Origin of the sequence: Kitasatospora sp. NPDC058406 (genome assembly GCF_042722765.1) — a bacterium.
In the GTDB taxonomy this organism is placed as follows: Bacteria; Actinomycetota; Actinomycetes; order Streptomycetales; family Streptomycetaceae; genus Kitasatospora.
Window position 1 is genome coordinate 1 of record NZ_JBHXKE010000205.1, and the last position, 17856, is coordinate 17856.

At 77.2% G+C, this 17856-nt stretch carries 10 protein-coding genes and 1 pseudogene; 9 read left to right on the plus strand and 2 right to left on the minus strand.

The annotated features are described in order from the left end of the window. A pseudogene (locus tag ACFWOG_RS30900) lies at positions 1 to 449 on the minus strand (hypothetical protein); the annotation flags it as partial. A 129-nt stretch (positions 450 to 578) separates the two neighbouring features. Further along, the gene (locus tag ACFWOG_RS30905) at positions 579 to 971 is read right to left on the minus strand and encodes a hypothetical protein (RefSeq protein ID WP_329880077.1); all 393 of its coding nucleotides are present in this window, start codon (positions 969 to 971) and stop codon (positions 579 to 581) included. A gap of 368 nt (positions 972 to 1339) precedes the next feature. Between ACFWOG_RS30905 and ACFWOG_RS30910 the strand changes: the two genes are divergently transcribed. The 9 genes from ACFWOG_RS30910 to ACFWOG_RS30950 all read left to right on the plus strand — a co-directional run bounded on the left by ACFWOG_RS30910 (position 1340) and on the right by ACFWOG_RS30950 (position 17811). Continuing rightward, positions 1340 to 1789, plus strand: a complete 450-nt coding sequence (locus ACFWOG_RS30910) for a PPOX class F420-dependent oxidoreductase (RefSeq protein ID WP_380362267.1) — start codon at positions 1340 to 1342, stop codon at positions 1787 to 1789. A 177-nt stretch (positions 1790 to 1966) separates the two neighbouring features. Further along, complete coding sequence (locus ACFWOG_RS30915; protein ID WP_380362269.1) at positions 1967 to 2920, plus strand: hypothetical protein; 954 nt, start codon at positions 1967 to 1969, stop codon at positions 2918 to 2920. Positions 2921 to 3313: 393 nt separating this feature from the next. After that, positions 3314 to 4681, plus strand: coding sequence for an MFS transporter (locus tag ACFWOG_RS30920; protein WP_329951004.1), 1368 nt, complete (start codon positions 3314 to 3316; stop codon positions 4679 to 4681). A 187-nt stretch (positions 4682 to 4868) separates the two neighbouring features. Further along, the gene (locus ACFWOG_RS30925) at positions 4869 to 6209 is read left to right on the plus strand and encodes a condensation domain-containing protein (protein WP_380362273.1); all 1341 of its coding nucleotides are present in this window, start codon (positions 4869 to 4871) and stop codon (positions 6207 to 6209) included. 198 nt (positions 6210 to 6407) lie between these two features. Further along, complete coding sequence (locus ACFWOG_RS30930) at positions 6408 to 9656, plus strand: amino acid adenylation domain-containing protein (RefSeq protein ID WP_380362276.1); 3249 nt, start codon at positions 6408 to 6410, stop codon at positions 9654 to 9656. Then, the gene (locus ACFWOG_RS30935) at positions 9653 to 10834 is read left to right on the plus strand and encodes an acyl-CoA dehydrogenase family protein (protein WP_380362278.1); all 1182 of its coding nucleotides are present in this window, start codon (positions 9653 to 9655) and stop codon (positions 10832 to 10834) included. Before ACFWOG_RS30930 ends, ACFWOG_RS30935 begins: the two co-directional genes overlap by 4 nt. A 41-nt stretch (positions 10835 to 10875) precedes the next feature. After that, on the plus strand, positions 10876 to 12759 hold the full coding sequence (locus ACFWOG_RS30940) for a non-ribosomal peptide synthetase (RefSeq protein WP_380362281.1): 1884 nt from the start codon (positions 10876 to 10878) through the stop codon (positions 12757 to 12759). Between the two features lie 76 nt (positions 12760 to 12835). Next, positions 12836 to 14782, plus strand: a complete 1947-nt coding sequence (locus tag ACFWOG_RS30945) for an amino acid adenylation domain-containing protein (RefSeq protein WP_380362283.1) — start codon at positions 12836 to 12838, stop codon at positions 14780 to 14782. After that, positions 14779 to 17811 carry a condensation domain-containing protein gene (locus ACFWOG_RS30950; RefSeq protein WP_380362285.1) on the plus strand — a complete coding sequence of 1011 codons (3033 nt, stop codon included), beginning with the start codon at positions 14779 to 14781 and terminating at the stop codon, positions 17809 to 17811. Before ACFWOG_RS30945 ends, ACFWOG_RS30950 begins: the two co-directional genes overlap by 4 nt. Positions 17812 to 17856: the final 45 nt, after the last annotated feature.

Sequence of the window (17856 nt, forward strand, 5' to 3'; positions counted from 1 at the left end):
GTGGTGTCCACGTGCCCGGCGACCACCGAGGCGCCGCGCTCTCCGGGGGAGACGCCGTCCCGGTACCAGCCGACCAGGTTCTTGTCTTCCGGCGGCGGGGCGCCGAGCTGGCTGTCCGGGCCGAGGGTGAGTTCGGTGAAGGGGGCGTCCACGCCGATCTGGGGGATCCTCAGCCGGGTCGGCTTGGACCGCTTCAGCGGGGGCGCCGCGGGCGCGGACGCCTTGGCGGGTCCGGCCGCGGCCGTTGTGGCGGGCGCCGCGGCCGGGGAGTCGGTGGGCGCGGCGCCGGGCGAGACGGGCGCGGTGGCCGCCGCGGGCGCGGCCTGCCTCGACTCCGACTCGTCGGAGGACACCGTGTCCACCGAGTTGTAGATCAGCAGCAGACCGACCGCCGCCGCGCCCATCCCCGCGCGCAGCAGCCGGGACGTTCCAGGGACCAGACCGGCCATCGCGCCGGCTCCTCTCCTCGGGCCCGCAACCGCAGGCCCGACACGGCGAAGCGCCGCCCCGCGGGCCCCCGCCGCGACCGGCGCACGGGGCGGCGGTCACGGCGGGGGAGCGGCGGGAACGGCGCGGGATCAGATGGCTGCGTCGGCGCCGCGGCGACCGCGGCGCAGGGCGATCGCACCCGCGCCGAGGCCGCCGAGCAGCAGGACCGCGCCGGAGGCCAGGCCGCCACCGGAGAGGGCCAGGCCGCCACCACCGGTGTGCACGCCACCGTGCGGGGCCTTCTCGTCGGCCTTGTACTCGCCGCCCTTGTACTCCTCGGCCTTGTGCTCCTCGCCGGAGGAGCCCTTCTGCTTCTCTTCCCAGGTCTTCTGACCCTCGGCGCTGGCGCCCTTCTCCTGCTTCTCCTGCCAGGTCAGGTTCTTGCCCGGGTCGGCCGCGCCGTCCGCGTAGGCGAGCGGGGCACCGGCGGTGAGGACGGCGGCGACGGCGGCCCCGGCGAGCAGCGTGCGTGCAGAACGCATGATGATGATCCTTCCGGCGCGGGCTGCGATGGCCGACACGTCGTCGGCCAGGGGATTCGCAGGTACGCGCCTGATCCACCGTCATCCACGGTGGCGGCCACTGCCACCGGAGGACGGCAGCGGCGGGCGGGCCGGTGAGCCCTTCGGGTGGACTCCCGGGCGTGTTCACCCGGGTGCCCTGGGCGATCCGGGTGATTGGGTCCCCCCGGGGTATCCGTCGTCGGAACGGGTCGTTCCGACGACGCGTCGGCATCCCGTTCGGCCGTCGTTCGGCCGTCGTCCGGCCGTCGTCCGGTCCGTGCCGCGCCGGCCGGTGCCCGGGTGCGCGGGTACGGGTGAGCCGGGGCGGGGGTGGGGAGACTCGGCGCATGGCTGAGATCTCGAAGGACGTCCGTGAGCGGATCGAGGCGGGACACATCTGGTACGTCGGCACGGTCAACGCCGACGGTTCGCCGCATGTGAGCCCGATGTGGGTGGGGATGGAGGGAGACCTCGTGCTGTTCAACACCTCCGTCGGGCGGGTGAAGGAGCGGAACCTGCGGCGCGACCCCCGGGTCTGCCTGTCGCTCGCCGACCCGGCCGACCCGTACGACCGGGTGCAGATCCGGGGGCGGGTGGTGCGGTTCGTCGAGGGGGAGGAGGCCGACCGGAACATGGACCGGCTGGCCCGGACGTACCTCGGCACGGAGTACGGCTGGCGGGTCCCCGGCGAGCGGCGGGTGGTGGTGCTGGTCGAGCCCACCCGGGTCAGCCGGGTGGTGGGGGTCGAGCCGTTGCCGCAGGGCGCCCCGGGCTGCGCGGCGGCCGACCCGTCCTGACCCGCCGTGATCCGTCGTGATCCGGTCCGCCCGGGGCCGGTCGTGACCGTTCGCCCCCGGAGCGCTCCGGGGGCGCCCCGGCCGCGCGCGGCCGTTCGCCGAGGTGGATGCCCCGGGGAACCGGCAGGCCCGGCCCGCGTCTATCTTGAGGGACCACGGACACGAAAGGGGCGGGACATGGGGACGGCCGGTCGGAAGGTGGCCGCCGCGGCGGCGGTGGGTGTGCTGCTGGGGACGCTGGCGGCCTGCGGGTCCGGGGGGAAGACCTCCGGCCACGCGGCCGGGAGCGCGGTGGCCGCCTCGGCGAGTCCGGGGAGCGCGGAGGGCGCGGCGGGGGCCTCCGGCGCCGCCTCCCCGGCCCCGACCGGGACCGCGGCCCCGGGGGCGGCGGGCGGTACCGAGCCGGGCGGTACTCCGGCGGCCGACGGCGTGACCGCGCCGGCCGGTACGGCGGCGGGCGCCACGGCGGGCGCCGGCTCCGGCGGTGCGTCCGGCGGTGCGTCCGGTGGTGCTCCCGCCGGTGGCGCTTCCGGTGCCGCTCCCGGTGGCGCTTCGGGCGCGAACACCGCGGGCACCACCGCCGGTGGCGGTGCGCAGCCGACCGCCGGGCCGGACTCGGACACCCTGCTGCTCGACGGCAAGCTCGTCCTGCAGCTCCTGCCCGACCAGAAGGCGATGACCGGGTGGGAGGAGGAGAAGCGGAAGGTGGACACCGCGGACCACGCCACCACCTGCACCACCACCGCGCCGTGCGCCGGCAAGCCGCTGAGCGGCACGGCCCGCTTCGCCTCCGGAGAGGTGACCGCGCGCTTCGGCGTCGACACCCTCGCCGGAAGGGCGGAGGCCGCGAACCGCCTCAAGGAGGCGTACGCGGCCTACGGCGACGCCGCTCACTACACCGCGCTCGACCTCGGGGTGCTGGGCACCGAGAGCCGCGCGTTCCAGGGGCAGCTGGGCGGCCGGGACGGCGTGAGCATCGTCCTGCGGTCCGGCACGGTGGTCGCCAGTGTGACCACCGAGGGCGGCCCGGTCGACCGGGCCGCGACCCGTCGGCTCGCCGCGATGCTCGTCAAGCGCATCGAGCAGGCCCAGGCCGGCCGCACCCCGGACGCCGTCCTCGACCCGGCCTGACCGGGTGCCGGGCGGCCCCGGCACCGTCGGCCCCCGGCCCCCGGACCCGCTGTGGTCCGGGGGCCGTTCGTCTGCGGTTACCACGGTGGAGCCACGGCCAGGTGACGGAACGTCAGCACTTCACCGGATCCGGCCAAGTTGAGGTTGACCGTCCGCTGGCGCGAAACGGGTGGTCCGGATATCGGACGCAACGGTGGACACGTGACGCCGGTGGCGACAGGGGGACGACATCGCTGGTCCCGGTTCCGGAGGAGGGTCGCGGGCCCGGATCCGTGACATAAGGGCGGGCTAAGGGAAGCCTGCGGGAGCGGCGGGATCCGGTCGTTCGGGAGGGAGGCCGGAAACGAGCCAGACGGTTGCCCGGTAGCGAATCGGTAACCGAGAGTCGTACTGATGAACGACAAGCCCCATCCACCCCGCACCCCTCCGTCGGCCCGTCGCGACTTCCGGCTCCTGCTCTCGGGAGCGGTCGCGGCCCAGGCGGGCACGCAGGTGACCCTGGTCGCGCTGCCCCTGGTCGCGGTGCTGGAACTCGACGCCACGCCCTTCCAGGTCGGCCTGCTGACGGCCGCCGAGACCGCCGCCTTCCTCCTGGTCGGCCTGCCCGCCGGTGCCTGGCTGGACCGGATGCGCAAGCTGCCCGTCCTCGTCCGCGCCGATCTGCTCCGTTGCCTGGCCGTCGGCTCGATCCCGGTGGCCGGCGTGCTCGACGCGCTCACGCTGGTCCAGCTCTACCTGGTGGCCCTGGTCACCGGAGTGGCGACGGTCTTCTTCGACGTCGCCCACCAGTCCTACCTGCCGGTGCTGCTGCCGCGTGAACAGCTGATCGCGGGCAACGGCGCGATCGAGACCGTCCGCTCCTCCGCACAGATCGCCGGACCGGGGCTGGGCGGCGGGCTGGTCCAACTGCTCGGCGCACCGCTGGCGATCGTCGCCGACGCGTTCGGCTACCTCGCCTCGGCGGTGCTGCTCTCCCGGATCCGGGCCCACGAACCGCAGCCCCGGACCGAGCCCGGCCGCTCGCTGCGCGAGGACGTCGCCGAGGGCGTCCGGTTCGTGGTGGGGCATCCCCTGCTCCGGGTGATCGCCGCCGCCACGGCCGCGTCCAACCTCTTCAGCGCGGTGCTGATGGCCGTGCAGACCGTGTTCTGGGTCAGGGTCCTGGACCTCTCCCCGGCGGCGATCGGGGTGCTGCTCTCGGTCTCGGCCGTGGGCGGCCTCGCCGGCGCGGTCTGCGCGGGCCCGCTCGCCCGGCGGATCGGCCAGGGTCGGCTGATCTGGCTCGCCCCCTTGGTGACCGGGCCGTTCGCGCTGCTCTGGCCGCTCGCCGACGGGGGAGCGGGGGCGGTGCTGTTCGCGGTCGGTGGCGTCGTGGTGCTGTTCGGCGCGGTGGCCTACAACGTCGCCCAGGTGAGCTTCCGGCAGAGCCTCTGCCCGCCGGAGCTGCTCGGCCGGATGAACGCCACCATGCGCTTCCTGGTCTGGGGGACGCTGCCGCTGGGTGCCCTGATCGGCGGCACCGTCGCGGACACGGCCGGGCCCCGGGCGGCGCTCTGGGTCTGTGCCGTCGGCACCCTGGTGGTGCCCGTGCCGCTGCTGCTCTCACCGTTGCGCGGCATGCGGGACCTGCCCTCCGCCCCGGGGGCGGAGCCGGTGCCGGACCCGGAGACGGGGTCGGGACCGGACGCCGGACCGGCGTCGGCCGGCGTCCCCGAGCGCACCGACCCGGAGGCCGCGGAGGACGCGAGAACGGTGCACTGACCACCGCCCGCCCGCCGACCGCCCTCCGCCCCGACCTTCCGACTTCCTGACTTCCTGACGTTCCGACGTCCTGACAGGGCCGCATCGGGCCGACCGGCCCGCAACGGCTGAACGGGATCCGACGCCCGCAGCCGCCCGCACCAGCCCTGGACGTCCGAACGCCCTGAACCGAAAGCGGAGACCCTCCGTGTACTCCAGCATCACGGCCGCCTACCTCGCCCGCTACCGGTCCGTCCTCGACGCCGCCCCCGCCCCGGCGGAACTGCTCCCGCTCACCGGGGCCCAGCGGCGGTTCCTGATCACCCGCCGCCGCGACCCCCGCGGCCGAACCGACATCGTGCCGCTGTTCTTCGCCTTCCCGCGCGGGACCGTCGACCTGCCGCGCCTGCACCGCGCAGCCGTCCGGCTGGCCGCCCGCCACCCCGCCCTGCGCGGCGCGTTCACGACGGTGCGCGGCACCCCCCTCCTCCGGCTCGGCGCGCCGGCGGTCGAGGTGGCCCGGGCGGCCGTCGGCCGGGGCGGCCCGGACCGGTCGGCCGCGGCGGCGCTGCGCCGCGCGCTGCTGGACTGGCCGCTCGACGGACCGGTGCTGCGCCTGCTGCTCGCGTCCGCGCCGGACGACGACGAGGAGGTGCTGGCCGTCGCGCTGGACCATGCCGCCTGCGACGAGCAGTCGCTCGGACTGGTCACGGCGGACCTCACCGCGGCGTACGGACGGGACGACGCGTCCGCACCGGAGGGGTTGGGAGGCCGGGCCCGGCCGGACAGTCCGGACAGTCCGGACGAGGACGGCGTCGCGGCCTACCGGGCCGCGGTGGAGGGCCAGTTGGCCGGCGAGGCGGCTGCCGCGAGCGAGACCGCACACGCCCACTGGGCCGCCCGGCTCGGTGGACTGGAGGAAGTCCCCCGGGAGGAGGCCGCCGCCGGCGGTGTCGCCCGGTCCACCGGCGTGGTCACCCACCGGCTGCCCGCCGCGACCGGGGCCGCCCGGGGCGGTGTCTTCCCGGCCCTGCTGGACGCCGTCGGCGCCGCGGCCCGCCGGCTCGCCGCCGGGGAGCGGGTGCTCGCGCTCGGCTACCCGTGGGGCGGCCGGCCGCCGGGGGCGGAACCCGTCCTCGGTTGCTTCCTGAACACCCTCGTCCACCCGGTCGCGCCCGGGCCTGCGCGGAGCCTCGACGAGCTCAGCGCCGAGTGGTGGGACGACCTCGACCACGCGGACACGCCGTACGACGAGGTGGTGCGCGCCGCCCGTTCGGCCGGGGCGCGCTGGTCCGGGACCCTGGACGGCCTGCTGACCTTCGAGGACCTGAACCGTCGGCCGCCGCTGGTGCTCGGCGGCGCCGCCGGACGGGAGACCCACGTGGGCGGTCGTCCGCTCGCCGCCCCGCTGGCGGTCTCCGCCTCGCACGGTGAGGACCTGCTGGTCCGGCTGGCCTGGGACCGCGACCGCTACCGGGACGCCGACGCCGAGGCCGCGTTCGAGGCACTGCTCGCGACGCTGCGCCGTCACCTCGGCCCGCCCGCCTGAGGCCGCCGGACCGGACCCACCGACCCTCACCACCCGGCCGACCCAACCGAATCGGGCCCGAATCCGGACCTGACCTCCGACCCCGCACACGTCCCGCCGCGCGCGCCACCATCCCCGGCCCGCCCGGCAGCGGCGGGCCCACCGCGCCCGCCCGCCCCGTTGAACACACACCCAATCGCTACCGCAAGGGAGTTGTCCATGTTCGCACTCTCCTCGTCGCAGGAGATCGTCTGGCTGCACGAGCAGATGCTGCCAGGCAGTCGCGCGTACAACTTCACCGCCGCCCTCGATCTCTGGGGGCCGCTCGACACCGACGCGCTCCGGGCCGGCCTGGCCGCCGTGCTCGCCCACCACCCGGGCCTGCGGCTCGAACTGGTGACCCGGCCCGAGGGGTTGCCGCTCCAGCGGGTCGGCGCCCGGACCGAACCGCGCCTGCGCACCAGCGACTTCTCCGTCGAACCCGACCCCGAGGCGTCGTTCCGGACCCTGCTCGCCGCCGAGGCCGAGGAGCCGCTGGACACCGCGCAGGCCCCGTTGCTGCGCTGGCACCTCGTCCGGCTGGCCGACGACCACCACCGGCTGATCCACGTCGAGCACCACCTCATCCACGACGGGCACTCGTTCGCGATCCTGCTCCGGGACCTCTTCACCGTCTACCGGGCCCACGTCCTCGGCGAGGTCGCCGCCCTGCCCGCCGCACCCTCGTACGAGGACCACGTGCGGGCCGCCGGTCCCAGCCAGGACGCCGCCAGGGAGCGCGGACTCGCCTACTGGAAGAGTGAGTTGGCCGACGCGCCGGTGGACCTCGCGCTGCCCGGGCTGGCCCGGCCCGGCGTCGTGCGCCGGCACCGCGGCGGCCAGCTGCGCCAGTCGATCGGCGCCGATCTGGCCGAGCGGCTGCGCGAGCGCGGCCGGCGCGACGGGCACACCCCGTTCTCCACCCTGCTGGCGCTCTTCGCCGAGTTGCTGCGCCGGCACAGCGGCCACCGCGAGCTGATGGTCGGCACCGCCGTGGGCAACCGCCCGCCGGGTTTCGAGGGCACCGTCGGGATGTTCGTCAACACCGTCCCGCTGCGCCTGCGGCTCGACCCGGTCGCGCCCGGCACGGAGACCGTGGACGAGGTGACCGACGTCCTGTTCCGCGCGCTGCCCCACCAGGACGTGCCCGTCCAGGAGCTGACCCGCGCGCTGGGCCGGCACACCAGCGGCGCGGACAACCCGCTGTTCAGCGTCATGTTCAGCGCGCACGACGCGCCGCTGCCCGACGTCCAGGCGCCCGGACTGGAGGTGTCGCTGTACGAGGGGTTCAACACCGGCACCACCCGCTTCGACCTCGACCTGGTACTGCTGCCCGACGACCGCCGGGTGGTCGGCGAGAAGCTCGGCACGGCCGGGATGACCCTGGTCTGGGACTACGACGCCGACCTGTTCGCCGAGGAGACGGCCGTCCTGCTCACCGAGCGGCTGCTGGCGCTGCTCCGCGACTACCTCGACCGGCCGGACGCGCCGCTCGCCGACCTCGCACCCGTCACCGCGTCCACCGCGGCCACCGTCGGGACCGGGGTCACCGCGGCCACCGTCGGGACCGGGTCCGCCTCGCCCACCCCGCCCGCCGGCCTCGACCGGCTCGCCGACCTCGACCCGGCCGCCGCCCACGACCCGGGCGCCCTCGCCCTGCTCGCCGGCACCGAGCGGCTCGGCTACGGCGACCTCGACCGCCGCGTCGGGGCCCTCGTCGAGCGCCTGCGCGCCGCCGGTGTGACGCCCGGCCAGCCGGTCGCCACCGTGCTCCCGCGCGGCGTCGACAGCGTGGTCGCGCTGCTCGCCTGCCTGCGGTACGGCGCGGTCTACGCCCCGCTCTCGGCCGAGGACCCGCAGGCCCGGCTCGCCCTGCTGCTGGAACGGCTCGGCCCGGCCCTGGTCCTCGCGACCCGGCAGAGCGCCCTCGCGCTGCCCGGCACGGTCGCCCCGGCCCTGCTGGACGGCCCGCCGTTCCCGAAGGCCGAGCCCGCAGCGGTGCTCGACGGCGCCGCCTACGTGATCCACACCTCCGGCTCGACCGGTGTGCCCAAGCCGGTCCTGGTCGGCCGCACGGCGCTGGCCCGCTACACCGCCGCGGTCGCCGCCCGCTACGGGCTCGGGCCCGCGGACCGGGTGCTGCTCTTCGCCCGCCCCTCCTTCGACGTGGCGCTGGAGGAGGTGCTGCCCTCGCTGGTCGCGGGCGCCGCTCTCGTGGTGCCGCAGCGCGAGGTCCCGACCGGGCCCGAGCTGGTCGCGGTGCTGGCCGCCCGCGGGGTCACCGTCGCCAACCTGCCGACCAGCTACGCCCTGGCCGTCCGCGACGACCTGCGCGAGGCGCTGGCGGACGGCCGCTGGTCCCCGCGTCTGCTCGTCCTCGGCGGTGAGCGGCTGCCCGCTCGGGCCCTGCGCGGGCTGACCGCGGGCACCGGGGTGACCGTGCTGAACGCCTACGGCGTCACCGAGGCGACCGTCACGTCCACCGTGCACGAGATCACGGACGAGGACCTCGCGGAGTCCGGCCGTCCGGCGACCGACCCGGCGGCGACCGACCTGACGGCGACCGACCCGGCGGCGGCCGGTGTCGCCGCGGACGCCGCCGAGATCCCGCTCGGCACCGAACTGCCCGGCGTGCGCGTGCACGTCCTGGACGAGGGCCTCCGCCCGCTGCCGCCCGGTGCGGTCGGCGAGCTCGTCGTCGGGGGAGACGCGCTGGCCGACGGCTACCTCGGCCTGCCGGAGGTCACGGAGGCCCGGTTCGTCACCGTCCCCGCGCTCGGCGGCGAGCGGGTCTACCGCACCGGCGACCGCGGCTTCCGGGGCCTGGACGGCCGGCTCCGCTTCCTGGGCCGGCACGACAACCAGGTGAAGCTGCGCGGCTTCCGGATCGAACTGGAGGAGATCGAGGCCGCCGCCTCCGCCGAACTGGGCGGCCGTTCCTGCGCCGTCGTGCTGCACGAGGACGCGACCGCCGGCCCGCGCCTGCTCGGCTTCCTGGAGGGCGCCGAGCAGCCCGACCAGACGGCCCTGCACGCCGCCCTGGCCCGCCGGCTCCCGGCCGGCCTGGTCCCCTCGGCCTGGACGGCCCTGGCCGTCATGCCGCTGCTGCCCGGGGGCAAGCCCGACCGTGCCGCCCTGGCTCGGATCGCCGCTGTGGCGCCGGGCGCGGCCGAGGCGGCGGCGGCCGAACCGCAGGCCTTCACCGACCCCGGCGAGGCCATGGTGGCCGAGGCCTGGCGCGAGGTGCTCGGCCACGACCGGTTCACCGCGGACTCGCACTTCTTCGAGGTCGGCGGCCACTCGCTGCTCGCGGCCCGGCTCGCCGCCTGGCTGGAACCGCGCCTGGGTTCCCGTCCGCCCCTGCGCACGCTCTTCCAGCACCCCGTCCTGGCCGACCAGGCCCGCGCCCTGACCGGAGCCGACCAGTGAGCCTCTCCGCCCCCTCCGCCGTCCTCGAAGCCGGCCACCGCGAACTCGTCGACGCCTTCGAGAGCTTCGTCCGCCGCGAACTCGAACCGCTGGCAGCCGAGTTGGGCGAGTCCGCCGAGCAGCCGCCGGCCGACCTGCGGACGTACGTGCGCAAGCGCTCCGCCGCGCTCGGCTTCTACGCCGGGGACTACCCGGAGGAGCTGGGCGGCGCGGACATGCCGTTCACCGCCGTCGTGCTGCTCCACCACGCCGCCGGGCGCAGCGGCTGCGCGCTGGCCCCGTACGCGCTGGCCGGGTCCGACGGGCCCAGCCCGCTGCTGCGGCACGGCACGCCCGAGCAGATCGAGCGCCACCTCGTCCCGCTGGTCCGCGGCGAGCGGACCCGCTGTCTGGCGCTGACCGAACCACAGGCCGGGTCCGACGCGTTCCGGCTCACCACGACCGCCGTCCGGGACGGGGACGGCTGGCTGCTGAACGGCCGCAAGACCTTCGTCAGCAACGCCGACCGGGCCGACCTCGCCCTCGTGGTCACCGCCACCGACCTCGGCGGCGGCGCCGGGCCCACCGCCGGTGCAACGGCCTTCGTCCTCCCGATGGACCACCCGGGCCTGCGGATCGGCCAGCGCTACGAGGGCATGTCCGGCGAGCCGCTGTTCGAGCTGACGCTCGACCGGTTGCACGCCCCCATGGCGTCGGTGATCGGCGGCGAGGCCGGTGTCGGCGCCGCCACCGCGCTCGCCATGGACAGCCTGTCCCGGGGCCGGCTGGTGGTCGCCGCGATGTGCAACGGCATCGCCGAGTACGCACTGCGGCTCGGTGTCGAGTACGCCCGGGAGCGGCGGGCCTTCGGGCAGCGGATCGGTGACTACCAGCACGTCCAGGAGCACCTGGTGAGCACCCGGGCCGAGGTCGAGGCGTCCAAGCTGCTCACCCTGGCCTGCGCCCGGCTGGTCGACGACGGCACCGAGGCCCCCGAGAACGCCGCGCTCGCCAAGCTCACCGCCTCCGAGACGGCCGTCCGGGCGGTCGACCGCTCGCTCCAGGTGCACGGCGCCACCGGCTGGGTGCGCGGCCATCCCCTGGAGTTCCTCTACCGCTACGTCCGGATGACGACCATCATCGAGGGGACCTCCGAGGTCCAGAAGGTGATCGTCGCCAAGGCCATGGGCCTGGGGTGAGACCCACGACGACCGCCCGATCGATCCACGGAGGAGCAGCCATGACGAACCCCCAGTCCGACATCCCCCAGACCGACACCCGCCAGACCGACACCCGCCGGCACGACACCACCCCGGCCGGGGCCAGCATCGCGTACGGGCGTCCGCACCAGGACGGCGCGGTGCTCGACCTCTTCACCAGCTGGGCCCACCGGACCCCGCACGCCCCGGCGCTGATCGACGGCGAGCAGACCCTGAGCTACGCGGAACTCGACGCCCTCGCGTCGGAGTTCGCCGACGTCCTGGCCGACCGCGTCCGCCCCGGCGACCTGGTCGGCCTCTGCCTGGACCACTCCGCGGCCCTGGTCGCGGCCACCGTCGCCGTCGCCAGACTCGGCGCCGTCCATCTGCCGCTCGGCCCGCGTCCCGGCGAGCGCCGGCTCCAGGCCGTCGCCGAACAGCTGCGGCCCGCGTGCCTGGTCGGTGACCCGGCACTGCTGCCGCCGTCCCACCGGGACGGGCTCCACCGGCCGCTGACCGCCCCCGGCGCGGCCGGCGCGGTCGCCGCCTTCGCCGCCGACCGCGCGGCGGGGGTCCGCATCCCCGCCGGCACCCTGTACACCGTGCTCACCTCGGGCTCCACCGGCACCCCCAAGGCCGTCGCGGTCACCGAGTCCGCGCTCGGCGCGATGCTGCAGTGGTACCGCGAGCTGACCGGCCTCGGCCCCGGCGACCGGCACAGCCTGCTCATCGGGGTCGCCTTCGACCCGCACCTGATGGAGCTCTGGGCCACCCTCACCTCCGGCGCCGCGCTCGTCGTCGCCCCCGACGCCGTCCGCTGGGACCCGACCGCGCTCACCGACTGGTGGCGCACGGCCGGCATCACCGTCGGCGTGCTGCCCACCCCGCTGGCCGAGCCCGTCCTCGACCGCCCCTGGCCCGCCGGACTAACCCTGCGGCACCTCTGCGTCGGCGGGGACCGGCTGCGGCGCGCCCCGGGGCCGGACGTCACCGCGACCGTCCACAACGCCTACGGTCCCGCCGAGGCCACCGTCGTCACGACGGTCCACAGCATGGCGCCCGGCGCGGACCACGGAGCGGGCGCGCCGCCGATCGGCCGCCCGATCCCCGGCGCCGTCGTCCTGGTCACCGACGAGGACGGCCGCCCGGTGCCGCACGGCCACGCGGGCGAACTGCGGATCGGCGGGCGGGGCCTGGCCATCGGCTACCTCGACGCCGAGCTCACCGCCCGACGCTTCGTCTCGGCGCCCGACGAGATCGAGGGCACCGACCGGGTCTACCGCAGCGGCGACCGCGTGCTGATGCGCCCCGACGGCGTGGTCGAGTTCCTCGGCCGGCTCGACGACCAGGTCAAGGTCAGCGGGGTGCGGATCGAACCGGCCGAGGTCGAGGCCGCCCTCGAACGCGACCCCCGGGTCCGCCGCGCCGCCGTCGTCGCCCGCCCGGGCACGGCCGGCGGTGCCCACCTGCTCGCCTTCGTCCAGCCCGCGCCGGAGGAAGGCGCACCCGCGGCGGCCGACCTGCTGGACGCCGTCCGGCCCTGGCTGCCCGAGCAGGCCGTGCCGGGCACCCTGCGGCTGGTCGACACCTTCCCGCTGGACGCCAACGGGAAGATCGACCGGGCCGCGCTGCTCAAGGCCGAGGACGCCGGCCGCCCGGCCGGACCCGCGCCCGAGACGGCCGCCACCGCCACCGAGCGGACCGTGCTCCGGCTCTGCCACGAGCTGCTCGGCCGCACGGACCTCGAACCGGCGGACAACTTCCTCGACTCGGGCGGGACGTCGGTCACCGCCGCCCGACTGCTCGCCGCACTGGAGGACGCGTACGGAGTACGGCTGCGCGCCCCGCTGCTGCTGCGCCAGCCCGACCTGCGGGCCATCGCCCGGCTGATCGACGAGCGGCTCACGAGCGCCGCCACCGGCTGACGGGCCGCCGCACCTCCCGACCGCCGCCGCAGGGCACCCCGGTACGCCGCCGGGGTGCCCGGAAGGGAACCACCCCATGACCTCCACCGCCGCGCACACCCCTGCCACCGGTGACGCCCTGCCCGAGGCCGCGCCCGCCGGCGCGCCCGAAGCCGCCACCGTTCCGGCGCTCATCGCCGGGCAGGCGGCGCTGCGCCCCCGCGCCCTCGCCGTCACCGACGGCTCCACCGCCCTGACCTACCGCGAACTCGTCACCACCGCGGGCCGGCTGGCCGCCGACCTGGCCGCCCGAGGGGTCGGCCCCGGCACCGCCGTCGGCCTGCTCTGCGCCCGCGCGACCCGCCAGGCCGTGGCCCAGCTCGCCGTCTGGTGGGCCGGCGGCCACGTGGTGCCGCTCGACCCGGCCTACCCGCGTCCGCGCCTCACCGGCATGCTCGACGACGCCGGCGTCCGGCTCACCCTCGGGGACAAGGCGCTGCTCGCCGACGCCGGCCTCCCCGCGGACCGCTCGCTGGCGCTCACCGAGTCCGGTCGCGCCGCGGCCGGCACGGTGGAGACCGCCGAGGGCGCCGACCCGGTGCACCCGGACCCGGCCGGCGTCGCCCTCGTCTACTACACCTCCGGCTCCACCGGGCAGCCGAAGGGCGTCCAGGTGCCGCACAGCGCCGTCGCCGACCTGGTGACCGCCCCCGACGGGATCGCGCTGGGCCCCGGCGACCGCGTCCTGCTCCACTCGCCCGCCGCCTTCGACGCCGCCACCTTCGAGCTGTGGGCCCCGCTGGTCCGCGGGGCCGCCGTCGCCGTCTCGCCCGCCGAACGGCCGACCCCCGAGGAGCTCGCGCGCGACATCGAGCGGTTCGGCGTCACGACGGCGTTCCTCACCACCGCGCTCTTCCACCAGCTGGCGGCCCGCCGCTCGCGGATCTTCGGTGTCCTGCGGACCCTGATCGTCGGTGGCGAGGCGCTCTCCGTCGAGCACGCGGACGCGGTCCTGCGCGCCTTCCCCTGGCTCGACCTGGTCAACGCCTACGGGCCCACCGAGGCCACCACCTACACCACCCTGCACCGCATCCGGCCGGCCGACTGCACGGGCCCGATCCCGATCGGCCGCCCCTTCGGCGGCGCCCGCACCTTCGTCCTCGACGAGGAGCGGCGGCCCGTCGCGGACGGCACCCGCGGCGAACTCTGGATCGGCGGGGCCCGGTTGGCCCTCGGCTACCTCGGCCGACCGGAGCTGACCGCCGAGCGGTTCGCGGACCTCCCCGGCCTCGGCCGGGCGTACCGCACGGGCGACCGCGCCGCGCGGCGCCCCGACGGCACGCTGGAGTTCCACGGCCGGCTGGACGACCAGGTGAAGGTCCGCGGCTTCCGGATCGAACCCGGCGAGGTCGAGCACGCGCTGCGCAGCCTGCCCGAGGTCGCCGAGACGGCGGTCGTGGTCCGCCGGGCGGGGCACGAGGACGCCGCGCTGGCCGCGTACGTCGTCCCCGCCGAGGGCACCCGCCCCGTCCCCGAGGCGCTCCGCCGACAGCTCGCCGAGCGCCTCCCGGCGCACCTGGTGCCCACCGCCTGGACCGTGCTGGACGCCCTCCCGCTCACCGGCAGCGGGAAGGTCGACCGCCGGGCCCTGGCGTCCGACGACCGGCCCGCGCCCGGGGCCGCCGCCGGGCCGGGCGCCGGCGCCGCGCTCACCCCGATCCAGCAGGTCGTCGCCGCGGCCTGGTCGCGGGCCCTGGAGCACGAAGTGACCGCTCCCGAAGCGGACTTCTTCGCCGAGGGCGGCCACTCGCTGCTCGCGATGTGGGTCGTCGACGACCTCCGCGAGGACCTCGGCGTCGACCTGCCGCTCGGCGACTTCCTCGACCACCCCACCGTGGCGGGCCAGGCGGCGCTGATCGAACGCGCCCTCCTCGCGGCCGAGTCCGCCGCGCCGGACGCCTCCGCCGAACCCGCCGAACCCGCCGAACCCGCGGACGGCGACGCCGTCCGGCCCGCCGCACACCACCAGGAGCCCACCCGATGACCGCCCCCGCCGACCAGGCAGGTCAGGCCGCCCCCGTCGACCAGGCCGCCCTGCTCCGCCGCGCCCGCCGCCGGGTCGCGGACGGGTCCGCCGACCGGGCGGGCGGCCCCCCGGCCGCCGTTCCCGGCCCCTCCGCCACCCCCGTGACCTCGGGCTCCGCCGCCGGCCCCGGTCGCGCCGTGAGCCCCGCCCGCGGCGCCGGGCCGGTCCCGCGGACCTCCGCCACCGGCGCGGCCCCGCTCTCCCACGCCCAGCAGCGGATGTGGCTGATGGAGCGGCTCGGCCAGGGCGGCGCGCGCTACCACGTCCCGCTCGCCACCAGGCTGCGCGGTCCGTTGGACCTCGACGCCCTCGCGACGGCCCTCACCGGCCTGACCGCCCGCCATGCGATCCTCCGTACCCGCTACGGACAGCGCGACGAGCGGCCCTACCAGGAGACCGGGCCGGTCGTCCCGATCCCGGTCCCCGTGCGGCCCGCCGCCCCGGAAGGCACCGATCCCGGCAGCACCGACCCCGACGGCACCGCGCTGCTGCACGCCGAAGCGGCCCGCCCGTTCGACCTCGCCACCGGCCCCGTGCTCCGCGCACTCGCCCTCCGGCACGCCCCCGACGACCACACCGTCCTCCTGACGATCCACCACATCGCCGTCGACGGAGGGTCCCTGCCGATCCTCGCCGCCGACCTCGCGGCCCTGTACGCGGACGCCGCCGGGCTCCGACCGGAGGACCTCCCCGAGCCGGGACTCCCGTACGCCGACTACGCCCGCTGGGAGCGGGGCCGCGACGACGAACTCGCCGCCACGGCGGCCGACCGGGCCGCCGCGCTCACCGGCGCCCGGCCGCTGCCGCTGCTGCGCCCCGTCCCGCCCGGCACCCCCGACCGGCGGGCCGCCCTGCACGGCTCCCCGCTCGCCGCGGGCACCCTCGACGACCTGCGCAGGCTCGGCGCCCGGCACGGGGCCACGCTCTTCGCCGTAGTCCTGGCCGCCGCCTTCGCCGCCCTGCGCACCGCCACCGGCGAGCCCGACCTCGTCCTCGGCTGCGCCGGCGGCCACCGGGCCCGCCCGGAACTGCGCCGACTGGTCGGCCTCCAGGTCAACACCCTGCCGGTCCGCGCCGAACTCCCCGGCGGTGACCCGGTCTTCACCGACGTCCTGGCCGCCGTCCGGACCGCCCTGCTCGACGCGCAGGTCCACCACGACGTCCCGTTCGACCTGGTCGTCGAGCGGCTCGGCCCCGCCGCCCGGGGCGCGGACGGCACCCCGCTGCTCGCCGTCAGCTGCGACCTGGTCGGCCCGTCGGAGCCGCTGACCCTGCCCGGTCTCGCCGCCGAGGCCGTCGACATCGACCTCGGTCTCGCGAAGTTCGGCCTCACCCTGCTGGTCGAGGACGGCCCGCAGCCGCGCTGCCTGCTCCAGCACGACCCGGCCGCCCTCGACGAGCCCACCGCCCGCCGTCTGCACGCCGCCTTCGCCGAGCTGCTCGTGGCCGTCGCCGCCGACGCCGACCGCCCGCTCTCCGAGCTCCCCGGCAGCCGCCTCGCCGCCCCGCCGTCGCCCGCCGGGTCCGTCGGACCGGAGCACCCCGCGGTCGCCGCCCTGCTCGCCGACCCCCGGGTCGCCGACGCCGCCGTGCTCGCCCCGGACGACGGTCCGGCGCTCGCCTACGCGGTGGTCCGCGGCCCGTCCGCCCCGGGCGGCACCGACCTGCGCGCGGGCCTCCGCCGACAACTGCCGCCCGACCGGCTCCCCGCCGCCGTCACCCTCATGGACACCCTGCCCCGCCACCCCGACGGCACCCTCGACCCGGCCCGCCTCCCCGGCGCGCCCGCCGCCGCCCCGTCCGCCCACCTCGACGCGGTGCTGGCGGCGTTCGGGGACCTGCTGGGCGGACGCCCGTCGCCGGACGGGGACTTCTTCGGGCTGGGCGGCCACTCGCTGGTGGCGGTCCAGCTGGCGGAGCGGCTCCGGACCGGCACGGGTCTGCCGCTGACCGGGCTGGACGTTCTCGAACAGCGCACGCCCCGGGCGCTGGCCGGCCTCCTCACCACCCGCGCCGCGGAACGGCGCTCCACCGCGACCGCGTCCGCCGCCGCGGGCGTGCGGACCGGGACCGGCCGGAGCACGGCCACCCGGGCCGGCACCGTGCTGCTCACGGGGGCCACCGGCGGTGTCGGCGCGGCCGTCCTCCAGGAGCTCGTCGCCCAGGGCCGACCGGTCCGCGCCCTGGTCCGCCCCGAGTCGGCGCACCTGGTGGCCCGCAGCGGCGTCGAGGTCGCGGAGGGGGACCTCGCCGACCTCGACAGCCTGCGCCGGTCCGTCGAGGGCGTGGACGCCGTCATCCACTCCGCGTGCACGTTCACCGAGCACGCCGTCGACGTCGCCGCGATGCGCGCCCTGGTGGACGGTTGGCGCGGCGGGGCCGGCTTCGTCTTCGTCAGCAGCGTCGACGCCTACGGGCGCCCCGCGCCGGGCGAGGTCGCCGAGGGCGCCCCGGCCACCGGGCCGGTCAGCCCGTACGGGCGGGCCAAGGCGGAGTGCGAGCGGATCCTCCGCGAGTCCGCCGACGGCCGGGGACCCTGGACGGTGGTCCGCTCGCCGCTGGTCTGGGGGCCGAACCGGCGGCTGCGCGACCAGCTCCGCTGGGGCGCCACCGGCGCGCTCTACCAGGACGCCCTGGCGGGCCGGCCGATCACCCTGCCGCGGTCCGCGCCGGAGGGCGGCGCCGACTGGTACGGCGCGAGCTGGGTGCACTCGGCGGCCCTCGCCCGCGCCCTGGCGGGCGGCCTCACCCGGGCACCGGGCCGGGTGGTCAACGCGGTGACCGGCCACGTCTCCTGGACGGACTTCGCCACCGAGCTGGTCCGCCTGCTCGGCTCGGCCGGCGCCGTCACCGCCACGGAGGACGCGGACCCCGAGCTGCGCCGCCCGTGGCGCTACCGGGCCGACGCGCTCGCCGAGCTGCTCCGCCCGGAGCCCGGGGAGGACTGGCGCGCCGTCCTCGCCGCGATGACCGGGCCGGCCGGCTGACCCGCACGAGCGGACACCCCGCAGGCCGCAGGCCGACGGGGTGTG

Bases quoted from the DNA above. Each gene is read 5' to 3' on its own strand.
- ACFWOG_RS30920 (WP_329951004.1), top strand. From the start codon at position 3,314: ATGAACGACAAGCCCCATCCACCCCGCACCCCTCCGTCGGCCCGTCGC.
- ACFWOG_RS30940 (WP_380362281.1), top strand. From the start codon at position 10,876: ATGACGAACCCCCAGTCCGACATCCCCCAGACCGACACCCGCCAGACC.
- ACFWOG_RS30950 (WP_380362285.1), top strand. From the start codon at position 14,779: ATGACCGCCCCCGCCGACCAGGCAGGTCAGGCCGCCCCCGTCGACCAG.
- ACFWOG_RS30905 (WP_329880077.1), bottom strand. From the start codon at position 971: ATGCGTTCTGCACGCACGCTGCTCGCCGGGGCCGCCGTCGCCGCCGTC.
- ACFWOG_RS30945 (WP_380362283.1), top strand. From the start codon at position 12,836: ATGACCTCCACCGCCGCGCACACCCCTGCCACCGGTGACGCCCTGCCC.
- ACFWOG_RS30910 (WP_380362267.1), top strand. From the start codon at position 1,340: ATGGCTGAGATCTCGAAGGACGTCCGTGAGCGGATCGAGGCGGGACAC.
- ACFWOG_RS30915 (WP_380362269.1), top strand. From the start codon at position 1,967: ATGGGGACGGCCGGTCGGAAGGTGGCCGCCGCGGCGGCGGTGGGTGTG.
- ACFWOG_RS30930 (WP_380362276.1), top strand. From the start codon at position 6,408: ATGTTCGCACTCTCCTCGTCGCAGGAGATCGTCTGGCTGCACGAGCAG.